Source organism: Streptomyces sp. NPDC057002 (assembly GCF_042673825.1).
Lineage (GTDB): Bacteria > Actinomycetota > Actinomycetes > Streptomycetales > Streptomycetaceae > Streptomyces.
This window is the reverse complement of record NZ_JBHURZ010000002.1, coordinates 1,385,640-1,398,346: the sequence shown is the minus strand read 5'-3', so window position 1 is coordinate 1,398,346 and position 12,707 is coordinate 1,385,640. Positions and strand designations below refer to the sequence as shown.

At 69.7% G+C, this 12,707-nt stretch carries 10 protein-coding genes and 1 pseudogene; 5 read left to right on the top strand and 6 right to left on the bottom strand.

Annotated features, from left to right (window positions below):
* Positions 1-563: 563 nt before the first annotated feature.
* From ACFT32_RS14345 to ACFT32_RS14330, 4 genes are all read left to right on the top strand, one after another.
* Positions 564-950 carry an ankyrin repeat domain-containing protein gene (locus ACFT32_RS14345; protein WP_382488811.1) on the top strand — a complete coding sequence of 129 codons (387 nt, stop codon included), beginning with the start codon at positions 564-566 and terminating at the stop codon, positions 948-950.
* Complete coding sequence (locus ACFT32_RS14340) at positions 947-3,331, top strand: Helicase associated domain protein (protein WP_382488809.1); 2,385 nt, start codon at positions 947-949, stop codon at positions 3,329-3,331. Before ACFT32_RS14345 ends, ACFT32_RS14340 begins: the two co-directional genes overlap by 4 nt.
* Positions 3,332-3,655: 324 nt before the next feature.
* Positions 3,656-4,348, top strand: a complete 693-nt coding sequence (locus ACFT32_RS14335) for a response regulator transcription factor (RefSeq protein WP_382488807.1) — start codon at positions 3,656-3,658, stop codon at positions 4,346-4,348.
* A complete protein-coding gene (locus ACFT32_RS14330) occupies positions 4,345-5,796 on the top strand; it encodes an ATP-binding protein (protein ID WP_382488805.1) in 1,452 nt (483 codons plus the stop codon). Before ACFT32_RS14335 ends, ACFT32_RS14330 begins: the two co-directional genes overlap by 4 nt.
* Positions 5,797-6,092: 296 nt before the next feature.
* Here the strand turns inward: ACFT32_RS14330 and ACFT32_RS14325 are convergent, their stop codons facing one another.
* Together ACFT32_RS14325 and ACFT32_RS14320 are read right to left on the bottom strand one after the other, a co-directional pair.
* Positions 6,093-8,243 (bottom strand): MMPL family transporter, encoded by a 2,151-nt coding sequence (locus tag ACFT32_RS14325; protein WP_382488803.1) that lies wholly within the window; start codon positions 8,241-8,243, stop codon positions 6,093-6,095.
* 86 nt (positions 8,244-8,329) lie between these two features.
* Complete coding sequence (locus ACFT32_RS14320; protein WP_382488921.1) at positions 8,330-8,542, bottom strand: hypothetical protein; 213 nt, start codon at positions 8,540-8,542, stop codon at positions 8,330-8,332.
* Positions 8,543-8,685: 143 nt separating this feature from the next.
* On the opposite strand from ACFT32_RS14320, the gene ACFT32_RS14315 reads away from it, so the two are divergent.
* Complete coding sequence (locus ACFT32_RS14315) at positions 8,686-9,849, top strand: DUF6207 family protein (protein ID WP_382488801.1); 1,164 nt, start codon at positions 8,686-8,688, stop codon at positions 9,847-9,849.
* 72 nt (positions 9,850-9,921) lie between these two features.
* On the opposite strand, the gene ACFT32_RS14310 is transcribed toward ACFT32_RS14315, so the two are convergent.
* The 4 genes and pseudogenes from ACFT32_RS14310 to ACFT32_RS14295 all read right to left on the bottom strand — a co-directional run bounded on the left by ACFT32_RS14310 (position 9,922) and on the right by ACFT32_RS14295 (position 12,603).
* The gene (locus ACFT32_RS14310; RefSeq protein ID WP_382488919.1) at positions 9,922-10,437 is read right to left on the bottom strand and encodes an RHS repeat-associated core domain-containing protein; all 516 of its coding nucleotides are present in this window, start codon (positions 10,435-10,437) and stop codon (positions 9,922-9,924) included.
* 868 nt (positions 10,438-11,305) lie between these two features.
* A pseudogene (locus ACFT32_RS14305) lies at positions 11,306-11,932 on the bottom strand (RHS repeat domain-containing protein); the annotation flags it as partial.
* A 39-nt stretch (positions 11,933-11,971) separates the two neighbouring features.
* On the bottom strand, positions 11,972-12,253 hold the full coding sequence (locus tag ACFT32_RS14300; RefSeq protein ID WP_382488799.1) for a hypothetical protein: 282 nt from the start codon (positions 12,251-12,253) through the stop codon (positions 11,972-11,974).
* Positions 12,250-12,603 carry a Chromate resistance protein ChrB gene (locus ACFT32_RS14295; protein WP_382488797.1) on the bottom strand — a complete coding sequence of 118 codons (354 nt, stop codon included), beginning with the start codon at positions 12,601-12,603 and terminating at the stop codon, positions 12,250-12,252. Before ACFT32_RS14295 ends, ACFT32_RS14300 begins: the two co-directional genes overlap by 4 nt.
* Positions 12,604-12,707: the final 104 nt, after the last annotated feature.

Below are 12,707 nucleotides of genomic sequence, written 5' to 3'. Positions count from 1 at the left end.
GACCAGAGCCTGCAGACGCTCGGCGACAAGCTTCGCTTCGGGCTTGGCTCCGCTGACGCTCCGCCAAATTCCCGCGCAAGCGCGGGAATTGAATTCCGCAAGCGGAATTCTAAAAGCGCATCAATTCGCGCAAGCGCGAATTGCAGGAATCCCGCAAGCGGGATTCCTGGGGCTGGCTACGAGAGGAGGATGCATCACGCTCGGGCCTGTGTAGCCACTGGGAAACCAGCCCACCATCCCTACAACGGGGGGTGACGGACCGTTGGCGCGCGCAGGCACCTGCCGTTCCGCAGTGACGGGTTCCGCTGCGCTCCACCCAAACCCCTCCCTGGCTCCCCCAAGCTTGAGCGCAGCCAACCCAACAGCACTCCAATCAGCATACACATTAACTGGCAAGTCAGAGGGCGCAACTGTCTATGTGTCACCCCTGTCAACGGACCTTTCATGAGAGGAGTGCATCACTGTGGTGCGCTGTGTAGAGTTTGGGAGTAGACGGCATCCTCAGGCGTCGGCTCCTCCTGGTTCTGATTTGCTCGGCGCTTGCGCATGTATCGGAGGTAGTAGTGCGTGGTGAAATTGGGCAGGTGGTTGGCGGTGTGGAGGGTTGGACGCCTGTGCATCAGGCCGTAGAAATGAGCGACTACGAGGCGCTCACTGTTCTTCTGGATGCCGGAGCTGACCCGAACGAGCTGTGTTTCGGGCACACGCTGCTTACCCATGCCATTGACGTCGAAGGAGACAGCCATCTTCAGTCGGGTCACCCGCTGAACACAGCTGCTACCTCGATCCTGCTGGCTTACGGCGCTGATCCACGGCTGCCGGCCGCGGACGGCGACACCCCTTTGCAGGTGGCGCAGCACTACAACCATGAGTTGGCGGAGCGCCTGCTCCGCCGCTACCTGGTACTTGATGAAGGACCAGGTATTCGGGAAGGCAGGGGGCGGCTGTGAAGCTGCGTGACCATCAGGTTGAGGCCGTTGACGCCATCGTCCGCGGCTTCGATGTCCCGCCTGGGGGGATGCCCGCAGCCGGCCTGCGCGGGCAGGTCCATGCGGCGTGCGGGACCGGAAAGACCGTCATGGCCGCGGCCGCGGCGCGGCGGATGGTGTCCCATGGGCGGGTGCTGGTCCTGGTGCCGACCCTGGAGCTGCTGGCCCAGACGGTCAAGGCGTGGCACGAGGCCGGGCACAAGGGGCCGGCGGTTGCGGTGTGCTCGCTCCAGGACGACCCGGAGTTGTGGAGCCTGAAGGTGCGCTCCACCACGAACCCTGTGCAGCTGGCGCTGTGGCACGGCCAGGGGCCAGTCACCATCTATGCGACGTACGCCAGCCTGGGGGTCCTGGCGGAGGCTTTCGAGGGTGCCTACGGCCAGAAGCTTGATCCAGTAGACCTCGCGGTGGTTGATGAGGCGCATCGGACGTCGGGGTCGATGGGTAAGGCGTGGGCGGACATCCACGACCAGACCGTCATCCCGGCGTACCGGCGGCTGTATCTGACGGCGACGCCGCGGATCTGGGAGGAGCGGCTCAGCCGGGAGGTTGCCGAGGGGGCGCGGGATCTGCTGCCGAGGGAGATGGCAGCTTCCATGGACGACGAGGGGGTCTTCGGGCCCGTCCTGTACAAGCTGTCGCTGGCGTCGGCGGTCTCGCGCGGGTTGCTTGCGCGGTACCAGATCATTGTCCTGGAGCTTCAGGACCCGGTCGTCACTCCAGAGCGGCTGATGGGCGAGGAGCGGCGCAGCGAGGAAGTGCGCGGGCAGCGGCTGGGGGCGCTGCAGGCCGCGCTCCTGCGGACCATGGCTGACTACGACCTCAGCACGTGTATCACCTTCCATCACCGGACGATGGAGGCGCAGGCGTACGCGGAGGGCCTGGAGCGCGTCGCGGCGAAGCTGCACGCCGACCAGCCGGAGAAGTACCCAAAGCGGATCTGGGCGGACTGGCTGTGCGGCGAGCATGTCCCCGAGCGCCGGCGGGAAGTGCTGGGTTCGTTCGGGGCCACGGCGCAGCGGGCCGTGCTCTCCAACTGCCGCGTCCTCGGGGAGGGCGTCGACATCAGAGCCGTGGACTCCGTCGCCCTGATCGACCCCAAGGGCGCCCCGCACGACATCGTCCAGGCCATCGGCCGGGCGCTCCGGCAAAAGCCCGGACAGGGGAAACTGGCCTCGCTGATCGTGCCGGTTTTCCTTCAGCCGGGAGAGCAGCCCGAAGACATGTTCACCTCCGGGTCGTACCGCCCTCTGGTGAAAGTTTTGGAGGGTCTTCGGGCTCACGATGAAGAGGCCGTGGAATTGCTTGCGATCCCGCAGGAGCCGCAGAAGGACGTGGCCCAGCCCTCCGTGAGCATCGGCGCAGCGCCGGAGGAAGGCGAGGAGGAGTCCCGCATGTTGTTGCGTTTTGCGGCTCCGAGGGATCCGGTGGTGGTCGCGGACTGGGTGTCATTCAACGTGATCGACACCGAGCGGCAGGACTGGGCGCGTGGCTGGGCGAAGCTCAAGGCGTACGTCGAGCGTGAGGGCCACGCGCGAGTGCCCTACGGACACCGCGAAGGGGCGACACCGCTTGGGCAGTGGGTGGCGGAACAGCGACGGGCCTACCAGGCCGGGCAGATGAGCGGCCAGCGCGCCCGTCGGCTGGAGAAGCTCGGCATGCTCTGGAGTGTCGGCGACGAGCGGTTCCAGGAGAACCTGGAGGCCGCGAAGGCGTACTGCGAGGAGCACTTCACGCTCTGTGCCCCGAGGTCGGCGAAGGCGCTCGACCGGCCGGTGGGGCAATGGCTGTCCAACCTGCGGCGCCCGGGTGCACTGGACGGGCATCCGGAGTGGGAGCAGGCGCTCGCCGAGGTCGATGAGCACTGGAACCCAGCCTGGCCGGCCGACTGGCAACGCCACTACGCCGCGCTGCGCGAACTCGTGCGTGACGAGGAGGGCCCCGTCGATGTCCTGCCCGGCGTCACCGTCCACGGCCAGGACGTCGGCCGGTGGCTGAAGCGCAACCGTGAACACACCGTCTGGCACGGGCTGGTGGACCGGCAGCGCCAGCTCCTGGAGGAGCTCGGCATCACACCGCTGCCGCCGGAGCAGGAAGCATCCGCCAAGGCGCCCAAGGGAGGTTCTGGGGCCTTCGAGCGGGGCGTTGCAGCCCTCGCGCAGTACAAGGCCCGCACGGGCTCGGTAGGGCCCGTCAGCCGCTCTCACACTGAGGTCTTGCCGGATGGGACTCAGGTGAAGCTGGGGGTATTTCTGTCGAACAGCAAGTCGAGGCGGGCCAAGCTCACTGCGGACAAGCTCCAGCAGCTGGCCGCTCTCGGGCTGGAGTGGGCGGCATCCTGACGCTGTTGGACAGGGTGCCGGGCGCACTGTTCATCCCGGGTTCTTCGCTGCGCCGGGCCAGCATCGCAGTGGAGTGCGTGTAGGCGCTGGGATCCCGGGCTGCTTCCCCTTCGGGCACGGGATGGCAGAGTTCCGGACCGGAAGTCGGCCCGTCTGCTCCCGCTCAGTCTCGCCCGCTTGGTCCTGCCCTGCTCATGAGCCGAGGTAGGTTCCATTTCTTAGGTATCCGTAAGAGCGCGGTCCGCGGCGACGCTCTAATCCTGGCCTCAGGTTGACCGGGGACAATGAGCGGCAAAAACATCGACTGGGAGGGGGCGGGCGGGCGTGCGGATCATGATCGCGGATGATGACGTGTCCATCCGTGAGTCGCTGGAGCGGGTGCTCCAGGTCGAGGGTTATGACACCAGCACGGTCGCCAACGGTTTCGCCGTGCTCGACGGGGTCGGTGGGGCCGGCGGTGACACGCTGGATCTGCTGCTCCTCGACGTGATGATGCCCCGCCTCGGTGGGTTGGAGACCTGTCGGCGGTTGCGGGCCGCGGGTCGGGATCTGCCGGTGCTGATGCTGACCGCCCGTGACCAGGTCTGCGACCGGGTCGCGGGGCTGGACGCGGGCGCCGACGACTACCTGCCCAAGCCGTTCGCCACCGAGGAGTTGCTGGCCCGGGTGCGGGCCCTGTTGCGCCGGCGCACGCCGACCGACGGGGAGTCGCAGATCCTGTCGTTCGCCGATGTCCGGCTCGATCCCGACAGGTTCGAGGCGTGGCGGGGCGGGCGGCCGCTGCGCCTGACCCGGACCGAGTTCTCCCTCCTGCAGGTCCTCATGTGCAACGCGACCCGGGTCGTGACCCGCGACGCGCTGTTCGAGGCGATCTGGGGCTTCGGCATGAGCTCCACCGCCAACAACCTCCAGGTATACGTGAGCTACCTGCGCCGCAAGATGGAGGCCGAGGGTGAGCCGCGATTGATCTACACGCTGCGCGGCCTGGGATACACGTTGCGGGAGACTCCTCCGTGAGCAGGCCCGCCGGCCGGGAACCGCGCCGGCTGGCCCGATGGTGGCGCCGGCGGTCCCTGCGGACCAGGCTGACGGTGATCGCGGCGACGGCCATCGCGGTCAGCGTGTTCGTGGCCTTCCAGGTGGCCAGCGAGCTACTGGACTGGGAGCTGCGGGACACCGCCGAGAATCAGCTGCGCGCCGACTCCCGCGTCCTGGCGACGAACGCGGAGCGCGCCGGTCTGGCGCAGGTCCAGCTACCGCCGTATCCCGGATCCGGTCGGCTGGTGCGGGTCATCCTGCCCGACGGCTCGATCCGGACGCCGGCCGGCCAACCCGCGCTGCCCCCGGTCAGCGAGCACGCCGGGCGCGTGGCGCAGGGCGCGTCGGCCGATCTGATGGAGTCGAACGGCAGCGACGAAGAGGGCTATCTCATCTACACGCTGCGGGCGGGCGACGGCGCGGTCCAGGTGGCCCGCGTCGTCGACGACAGCCCGATCAACCGGTTCGGGTTCGGCATGCTGCTGATCGGGCTGTTCTGCGTGGTCGGCGGCGCCCTTGTCGGGCGGACCGTGGCGCGGACCGGGCTGGCACCGATCGACCGGCTGACCGCCGCCGCGGTACGTGTCGCGCACACGCGGGATCTCGACGCCGGCATCCCGGATGAGGGCGGTGGGGAGATCCGGCGGCTGATCCGGTCGATCAACGACATGCTCGCCGCGCTCCGGGACTCCCGGCGGGCCCAGCGGCTGCTCGCCGAGGACGCCGCCCACGAGCTCAAGACCCCGCTCACCAGCCTGCGTCTCAACGTCGAGCTGCTGATCCGGCTCGATCGGCGCGGCACCCTGGACAGCGCGCTGCCGGCGGAGAGCCGGACCCGGCTGCTCAACGATCTCGGCGCCCAGGTGGCCGAGTTGAGCACTCTTGCCGCCGAGCTGACCGACCTGGCGCGCGGTGACGTCAGCGACGAGAGCACCGAGGTGCTCGACCTCGCCGACGTGGTGGGGGCCGCCGCGACCCGGGCGCGTTCCCGCGTGCCCGACATCGAGGTCGCGCTCGACGTGACCTCTGTGTGGGTGAGCGGGCGTCCCGCCGCGCTCGAGCGGGCGGTGCTCAATCTCATCGACAACGCCGGCAAGTGGTCCCCCGCGGACCAGCCGGTCCAGGTCCGGCTCCGTGCCGAGGGCGCGTCGGCGGTGCTCGAGGTCGATGACGCCGGGCCGGGCATCGACGCCGCCGATGTACCGCGGGTGTTCGACCGGTTCTACCGTGCCGACAGCGCCCGGGCGTTGCCGGGATCCGGTCTGGGGCTGTCGATCGTGCAGCGGGTCGTCGACGCCCACGGCGGCCGGGCCACCGTCGCCCGCTCCGCACGCGGTGGCGCGCTGCTTCGGGTCGTCCTTCCGGCCGCGGCCCCGCCCGCCCCGATCGCGCGGCTCACCGCCGGGGATGACACCGCGGTGCGCTGACCCGCCCCGGCGGCGCGGCGCAGGACCAAGGGCGGCGGCCCTCGGGCATGGCCCCGCGCGGCTCACCGCCGGGGCAGGACACCGCGATGCGCCGACCCCAGCCCCGCCCGCACGGCGCAGGACCAAAGGGCGGCGACCGTCGGGCAATGGCCCGCGCGGCCCACCACCGGGCAGGACACGGTGCGCCGACCCCAGCCCCGGCCGGCGCAGGACCAAAGGGCGGCGGCCGTCGGGCCCATGAAAAAATCCGGGACGGGCCTGGGTCCCCGTCCCGGATCTCGTCCGTGCCGCCGCGCTCACCGTTGCAGTGCGGGCTCCTCGTCGTCGGCGAGCGGCTGTTGACCGTCCGGCGGCTCCGCCGCCGGCCGGGACAGCCGGCTCGGCCACCAGATCCGCCGGCCGATCAGCAAGGTGAGGGCGGGCACCAGGACCGACCGCACCAGCAGGGCGTCGAGCAGCACGCCGAAGGCGACCAGGAACCCGACCTCGATCAGCATCACCAGCGGAAGTGTGGCGAGGACCGCGAACGTGGCCGCCAGGACCAGGCCTGCCGAGGTGATGACGCCACCGGTGGCCGAGAGGGCTTTGAGCATGCCCTCTCTGGTGCCGAGACGCACGGTCTCCTCCCGGGCCCGGCTGGCCAGGAAGATGTTGTAGTCGACGCCGAGCGCCACCAGGAACAGGAATGCCAGCAGCGGCACCGAATAGTCGATGCCCTTGAACCCGAGGATCGTGTCGAAGACGAACACGCTGCCGCCGAAGGCTGCGGCGAACGAGACGATCACGGTGGCCATCAGGACCAGCGGGGCCAGGATCGCGCGCAGCAGCAGCCCGAGGATGATCAGGACGACGGCGAGCACCAGCGGGATCACCAGCTTCTCGTCGCGCTTGGTGGTCACCTCGGTGTCGAGGTTCTCCGCACTCGGCCCGCCGACGATCGCCTCCGCCCCGTTCACCGCGTGCACGGCGGTGCGTACCCGCAGAATCGTGTCGTACTCTGCGGCGGTGTCCGGCGCGTCCTTCGGGAACACGGAGATGTTGGCCCAGCCACCGCTGGTCTGCTCCGGGATGGCCAGGGCCACACCGCGAGTGTCCTTGGCGATGTCGAGCACCCGCTCCTGGTGCGCCGGGCGCGTGAAGATCGTCATCGGCTGGCCGCCGAGCTCCGGGAAGTGCTGGCGCAGAACGGTGAAGCCGGTGACCGACTCCGGCGCGGACAGGAACTGGTCCTGCTCCCGCAGGGCGCCGGTGTTGCCCGCCAGTCCGAGGGCGAGCACGCCGAGGACTCCGAGTGAGCCGAGCGTCGCCACCCACCGGCGGCGGCTGATGGCGGTGCCGAGCCGTCCCCACAGCCCCGGCTTCTGCTCCACGGCCGTGCTGAACCGCGGGATGGCCGGCCAGAAGATCCGCCTGCCGAGCACCACGAGCACCGCCGGGAACAGCGTCAGCATGGCCACCAGCGCGCACAGGATGCCGGCCGCACCGATCGGGCCCAACCCGCTGGTGCTGTTCAGGTCCGCGACGAGCAGGCAGAGCAGGCCGGCGACCACGGTGGCCGCGGACGCGACGATGGCCGGCGCCGCGCCGCGCAGCGCGTGGACCATCGCGACCCGGACGTTGTCGTGGTGGTGCAGTGTCTCCCGATATCGAGCGATGAGTAACAGCGCGTAGTCCGTGCCGACGCCGAATACCAGGATCGTCAGCAGCGCCGAGTTCTGGTCGTTGACCACGATGCCGAAGCCCTTGACGAGCAGGTAGACGGTCGCCATCGCGGTCAGTGCGGCCGCGCCGACGGCCACCAGCGGGATGATCCACAACACCGGGCTGCGGTAGGTGAGGATGAGCAGGAGCGTGACGACGACGATGGTGGTGAGGAGGACCTGCACGTCGATGCCGTCGAAGACGGCGTCCATGTCGCCGTCGATCGCGGCCGGGCCGGTCACGTCGAGTTCCAGGCCCAAGGGGCGGTCCTTCGCGGCGTCACGCAACGGGCCGACGATGTCCTCCGGTGCGCCGTAGGCCGTGCTCACCTCGAGGGTGAACATCATCGCCTTGCCGTTGGTGGAGCGGCTCGTCGGTGAGCCCTCGTCGTCCTCGCCGGCCGCCGCCGTCGCCTTCGGCGGGTACCGCTTGGCAAGGGTGTTGTAGTGGCGCTCGACCGTCGCGCGGTCGGCGTCGGTCATGCCGCCGGCGCGGTGGTACACGAAGACGAACGTGTTGTCGTCACCGCCGGGGAGACTGTCGTCCAGCACCGCCACCTTGGTGGACTCGGCACTGGCCGGCAGGGTGTCCACGGCGCTGTCGGTGGTGACCGAGCTCAACTTTCCGCTCAGCGGCACCATGCCCGCCGCCAGCACCAGCCACAAGCCAATCACTAACCAGGGCACCCACCGGCCTGCCAACCTACCGGCCGGCGCTTTTCCGGACGGCGCTGCGTTGACTGCCATCACTAGACTCCTCCATACGGGTTGCATCGCTTGTTGGGATGCCTACTTCGTACCGAGCGAACCTGGGACGACTGTTAATACGGTGCTCAGGCCGGTTGGCCGAACCATGTGCCCGGCGCACGCACCAGCGTGGTGGCGTCGAGGTCCTGCCCGGTGGGCAAGGCCCGGGCGACACAGCCGTCGGGCCGGATGAGCGACGCGTCGGCGTCCACCCGGTCCGTGCGGGCGGTGAGGGTGTTGACCCGTCCGGTCCACGCGGCCGCGGCATCGCAGACCTCCACGCGGCCGCGGCATCGCAGACCTCCACGCGGCCGACGAGGTCGAGCAGGAGCCCACGCCCCTCACGCAGCAGGTCCGCCGACCGGGTCATCGCGGTGACGACGTCCGGGTCGGGCCGCTCCAGCGTCGACTTCATGTCCGGGCACAGGGTGCCGGCGAGCCGGTGGTCGTCGCCCAGGTCGTACCGGACTTCCATGCCGGCGACGTACCGGTAGGCGTCGTCGAGGTCCATCAGGTCGGAGAACATCTCCCACAGCGCCCTGGTCTGCGGGTCGGGTCGCATCAGGGCGATCTGGGCCCGGGTGTTCTGCAGCTGGGCGATGACCGCGGTGATACTGCGTCGGCTGACCGGGGCGACCACACCGGCCTGGCGCACCGCACGACCGGCGGGGAGCTGACGCTCGGCGCGGTGCTGGCGCGGCGGGAGGAGCGGGAACGCGAGATCACCGCGCAGGCCGAGACGATGCGGGAACAGGTCGCGCAGCTGACCGCACAGCTCGACGAACCCGGCCGGGCCGCCGGGGAAGTCCGGATCACCCGCAAGACACTGCTGGGGCTGCCCGAGCCCGGGCCGCCCGCGCCGCCGGCACCGAAGCTGCCGGATCATCCGGCCTACCAGCAGATCATGGCGGTGTTCACCGCGGCCGACCACCCGCTGCGGGCCCGGCAGGTGTGCCAGGCCATGGACCTGGCGGTCGCGCCCAGCAACATCAACAACGCCCGCCTCAAGCTCAAGCGGCCGGCCGGCCGCGGGATCCTCCTCCTGGGGCTCCTCGGCGTCCTACTGCCGATCACCGCCGCGCGCGACAGCCTCTTTCCGCTCTACTGGAAGCTCTTGCCGGACGCGGGCGGCGGTGATCGGTTGCAGCAGGGTGCAGGCGTGGAGCATGGCGGCGTCGAACCCCTCCGGGGCGCGCCCCAGCCCTCCCGGTCCAGCACCTTCAGCGGCGCTGTGAGGTTCGCCCAGTGCACATCGCCGTGGGCGGTGGTCCAGCAGGGCGCCGCCGGGGCCGGGATGCCGACGAACTCGGGGATCGCCCGGTCCATGTACTTGACGGCCGCTGACGATGCAATCGCCTTCGGGGTCCAGGAGTTGCTCGCCGCGCGATGCGCTATCGCGCCGGCAGGCCATACGACTCGGGAGCCAGTCGAAATCCGGAGTGCGCCTGCGGTTCTTCCCGGACCTGCATCAAGCCGCCGACCTGTAGGCCCGCAGCGGGCGCGGGCTCCGCCTGGACTTCACCACACCCTTGAGAGAAGTGCCCGTCCCTCTGCACGGAGCAGAAGGACGGGCTGGGTTTCTGTGTCGCCGGAAGTCAATCGATGATGGTCAGGACGATTCCGATCACTCCCCACACGATGCCGATCCAGATGAGAGTGGCGAGCAGTGATTTCTTGGTCATCGGCATGAGTCCACGGCGCTGAGTCCGTTACCGATGAGGCCCCTCCCGCCTCCGATCGCTGCCACGGATGCAGGCGTGGACAAGCCTCCTGAACCGATGGCAGACGCGATTCCCGCGCCAAGGGCGCCGGCACCGCCGAGGAGTTGCAGGCCGGAGCCGATACACCCCAACGAGAGCGTGCCGCTCGGGTCGGTGCGGTTGATGCGATCTCCGGCGGCGTACAGGCAGGGATTGTCCTCCTGGCCGGAGGGGTCGGGCTGGGTGAAGCGGCCGAGCGTGGGGGCGTAGTAGCGGTGGCCCATCTTGTACAGCCCGGTCGGATCCAGGTAGGCGCCGGTGTAGCGGTGCGGCTGGAGGGTGGCCTCGGTGGTGGTGGTGGTGGTGCGGGGCAGGCCGGTGGGGCCGTAGGCGTAGGCGTGGGTGTGGGTGCGCTTGCCCGCATCGTCGGCGAGGCCGAGGACGTTGCCCGTATCGTCGGCGAGGTAGTAGTAGGACTTCCCCCCGGTCGTCATGGAGTTCACGGTGCCCGCCGGTTCGCGGATGAATCCGGTGTCGACGCCGTCGGTGGCCGTGGACGCCAGAGCGAGTGCGGTGTGGTGGAACCAGGTCGAACCCAGCTTGGTGCGCTCGGAGTTGCTGGTGCCCGCGTGGACCAGGCCGTAGGTCTTGCCGCTCGTGGTGATGGCGGACAACTGGCTGTCGTCGGTCCAGGACCCGCCCGTGCGGGCGGTGCCGCTCGCCGCGGCGGTCTCGTTGCCGGGCTTGTCGTAGGTCCAGCCCGTGGTGGAGCCGTTCTTGCCGGTCAGTTCCGAGGCGTCGTAGGTGTACGTCGTGCCGCCCGGGCAGGCGTTCTTGGTGCCGTCCTGGCTGGTGAGGTTGCCGGCCTTGTCCCGGCAGTACAGCCATGACGCCTTGCGCGCGCCGGCGGAGTCGGCTTCCAGGGCGTGGAAGAGGCGGTCCTGGGAGTCGTACGTGTAGGACGTCTTCAGCTTGGTGAGGTTGCCGGTGCGGGTGCGGGTCTTGGTGGTGTCCTGGCCCGCGTTGGCATAGCTGTAGGCCAGGTCGATGAGGGTCGTCGAACCCGAGGTGGTCTTGAGGGCCTCGGGGCGGCCGTTGTCGCCGATGGAGACGGCTTGGGTGGTGCCGCCGGGGTAGACAGTCCTGGTGCGCTTGTCGTTGCTGTTGTAGTCGAAGTCGGTCTTCCTGCCGTCCGGGGCGGCCAGATGGTCGAGGCGGCCGGCTTTGTCCCAGGTGTAGTCGGTCTTCCCGGTCGGGTCGGTGTAGTGGCCGACGTGCCCGCCCGGGGTGTAGGCCAGTGCGGTCTGGGCGCCGTTTGGCGGTGCGCACGCTCTCGCGGTTGAGCTTGCCGTAGTCCCACCTGGTGGTGCCCGAGGCGTCCGTGCGGGAGGTGACGTTGCCATCGCCGTCGTAGGAGTAGGTGACCGTCACGTTGGTGGAGGACACTTCCTTCACCCGGTCGCGGCTGCCATAGGTGTAGACGGTGTGATGCGCCCGGCGTCCAGCGTGCCTCCCGCACAGGGCTGGACGAGAGCGGCGGTGGCGGCCAAAACGGAAAACGGCCGCGCCGGTGGCCAGGATGCCAAGTCCTGCGACGGCGCCGGCCACGGGCAGGAAGCCGACGCCGACGGACAGCACCGCGGTCGCCCCCGCCAGGGCCGCGGTGAGGGCCAACAAGGTGCGCAAGGTGAGGCGGCAGGCCAGGCCGAGCACGCTCTGACGGGACTTGGGCAGCGGGGCCAGGGCGGAGACGGTGAGCGTGGCCCAGACGGCGACGGCCACGGCCAGGACGGCCATGACCGTGAACAGCAGACACAGTCCCCGGGCCCAGACCAGGACGCCGCCCAGGAGAGGGCCCAGGGTGTAACCGACAGACTTGCACAAGCCGTAACTGCCGAACGCCCGGCCGTACTTGGCGGCCAGGTTGAGCCGGGCGACCAGCGCGGAAGCCGAGCAAGAGAAGGCGGAGGCGGCGGCACCCTGGCCCAGCCGTGCCGCCCACAGCCAGCCGGAGCTGTCCGCGGCGGCCTACAACGCGGAAGCGGCAGCAAAGGCAACGAGCCCGCCGAACACGACCGGCTTGGCGCCGATCCTGTCGGCGAGAGTACCGAAGACCGGCTCGAGGAGTACCTCGGCGCCGCCGTACAGGGCGAGCAGACCGCCCAGGACGAGGAGGGAGGCGACAGCATCCTCGGAGAAGCCACCGAGAATGGCGGCGATGCCATGTGCACCGAAGGCGGTGGTGAAGCCGGCCGCGTACAGGAGCCACACCGCCTGCCGGGGCGCGGTGCTGGCTGTCCGCGTGGTCATTCGCTCTCCCCCTCGCTCTGGTGCAGGGCAGCGAAGACCTGCTCGGAGCAGCCCTCACAGGCACCGACGCACCACTCAAGCCCCTTGGCAGCCTCGCCTCCTTCGGGCGCGCCGAAAACCTCCCGGACGGTCACGTCCCGGTGCCAACGGCGCAGCCGCTCCAGGCCCTGCTCCCCTTCCTCCAGCTCGGCCAGGGTGAACTTCCCGATCCGAATCTCCTTAGCGACCACCTCCTCGAACTTGCCGCAGCCCGCGAGGAACTCCGTCCAGTCCACCGAACGCGCGGCAGTGAACAGCGCCTCGAAGCAGACCACGTCCTCGGCGGAGCGCCCAGACGCCCGAAACGTCACGCCCTGACCGGCCGGCACTCTCGCCGAGCTCGAGAGCACGCTCCACCCCGGGGGCGAACAGCTCACCGCACTCGCCCACGAGCCCACCAACCCACCTGCACCGC

Bases quoted from the DNA above. Each gene is read 5' to 3' on its own strand.
- ACFT32_RS14310 (WP_382488919.1), bottom strand. From the start codon at position 10,437: ATGACGACCGGGGGGAAGTCCTACTACTACCTCGCCGACGATACGGGC.
- ACFT32_RS14325 (WP_382488803.1), bottom strand. From the start codon at position 8,243: ATGGCAGTCAACGCAGCGCCGTCCGGAAAAGCGCCGGCCGGTAGGTTG.
- ACFT32_RS14300 (WP_382488799.1), bottom strand. From the start codon at position 12,253: ATGACCACGCGGACAGCCAGCACCGCGCCCCGGCAGGCGGTGTGGCTC.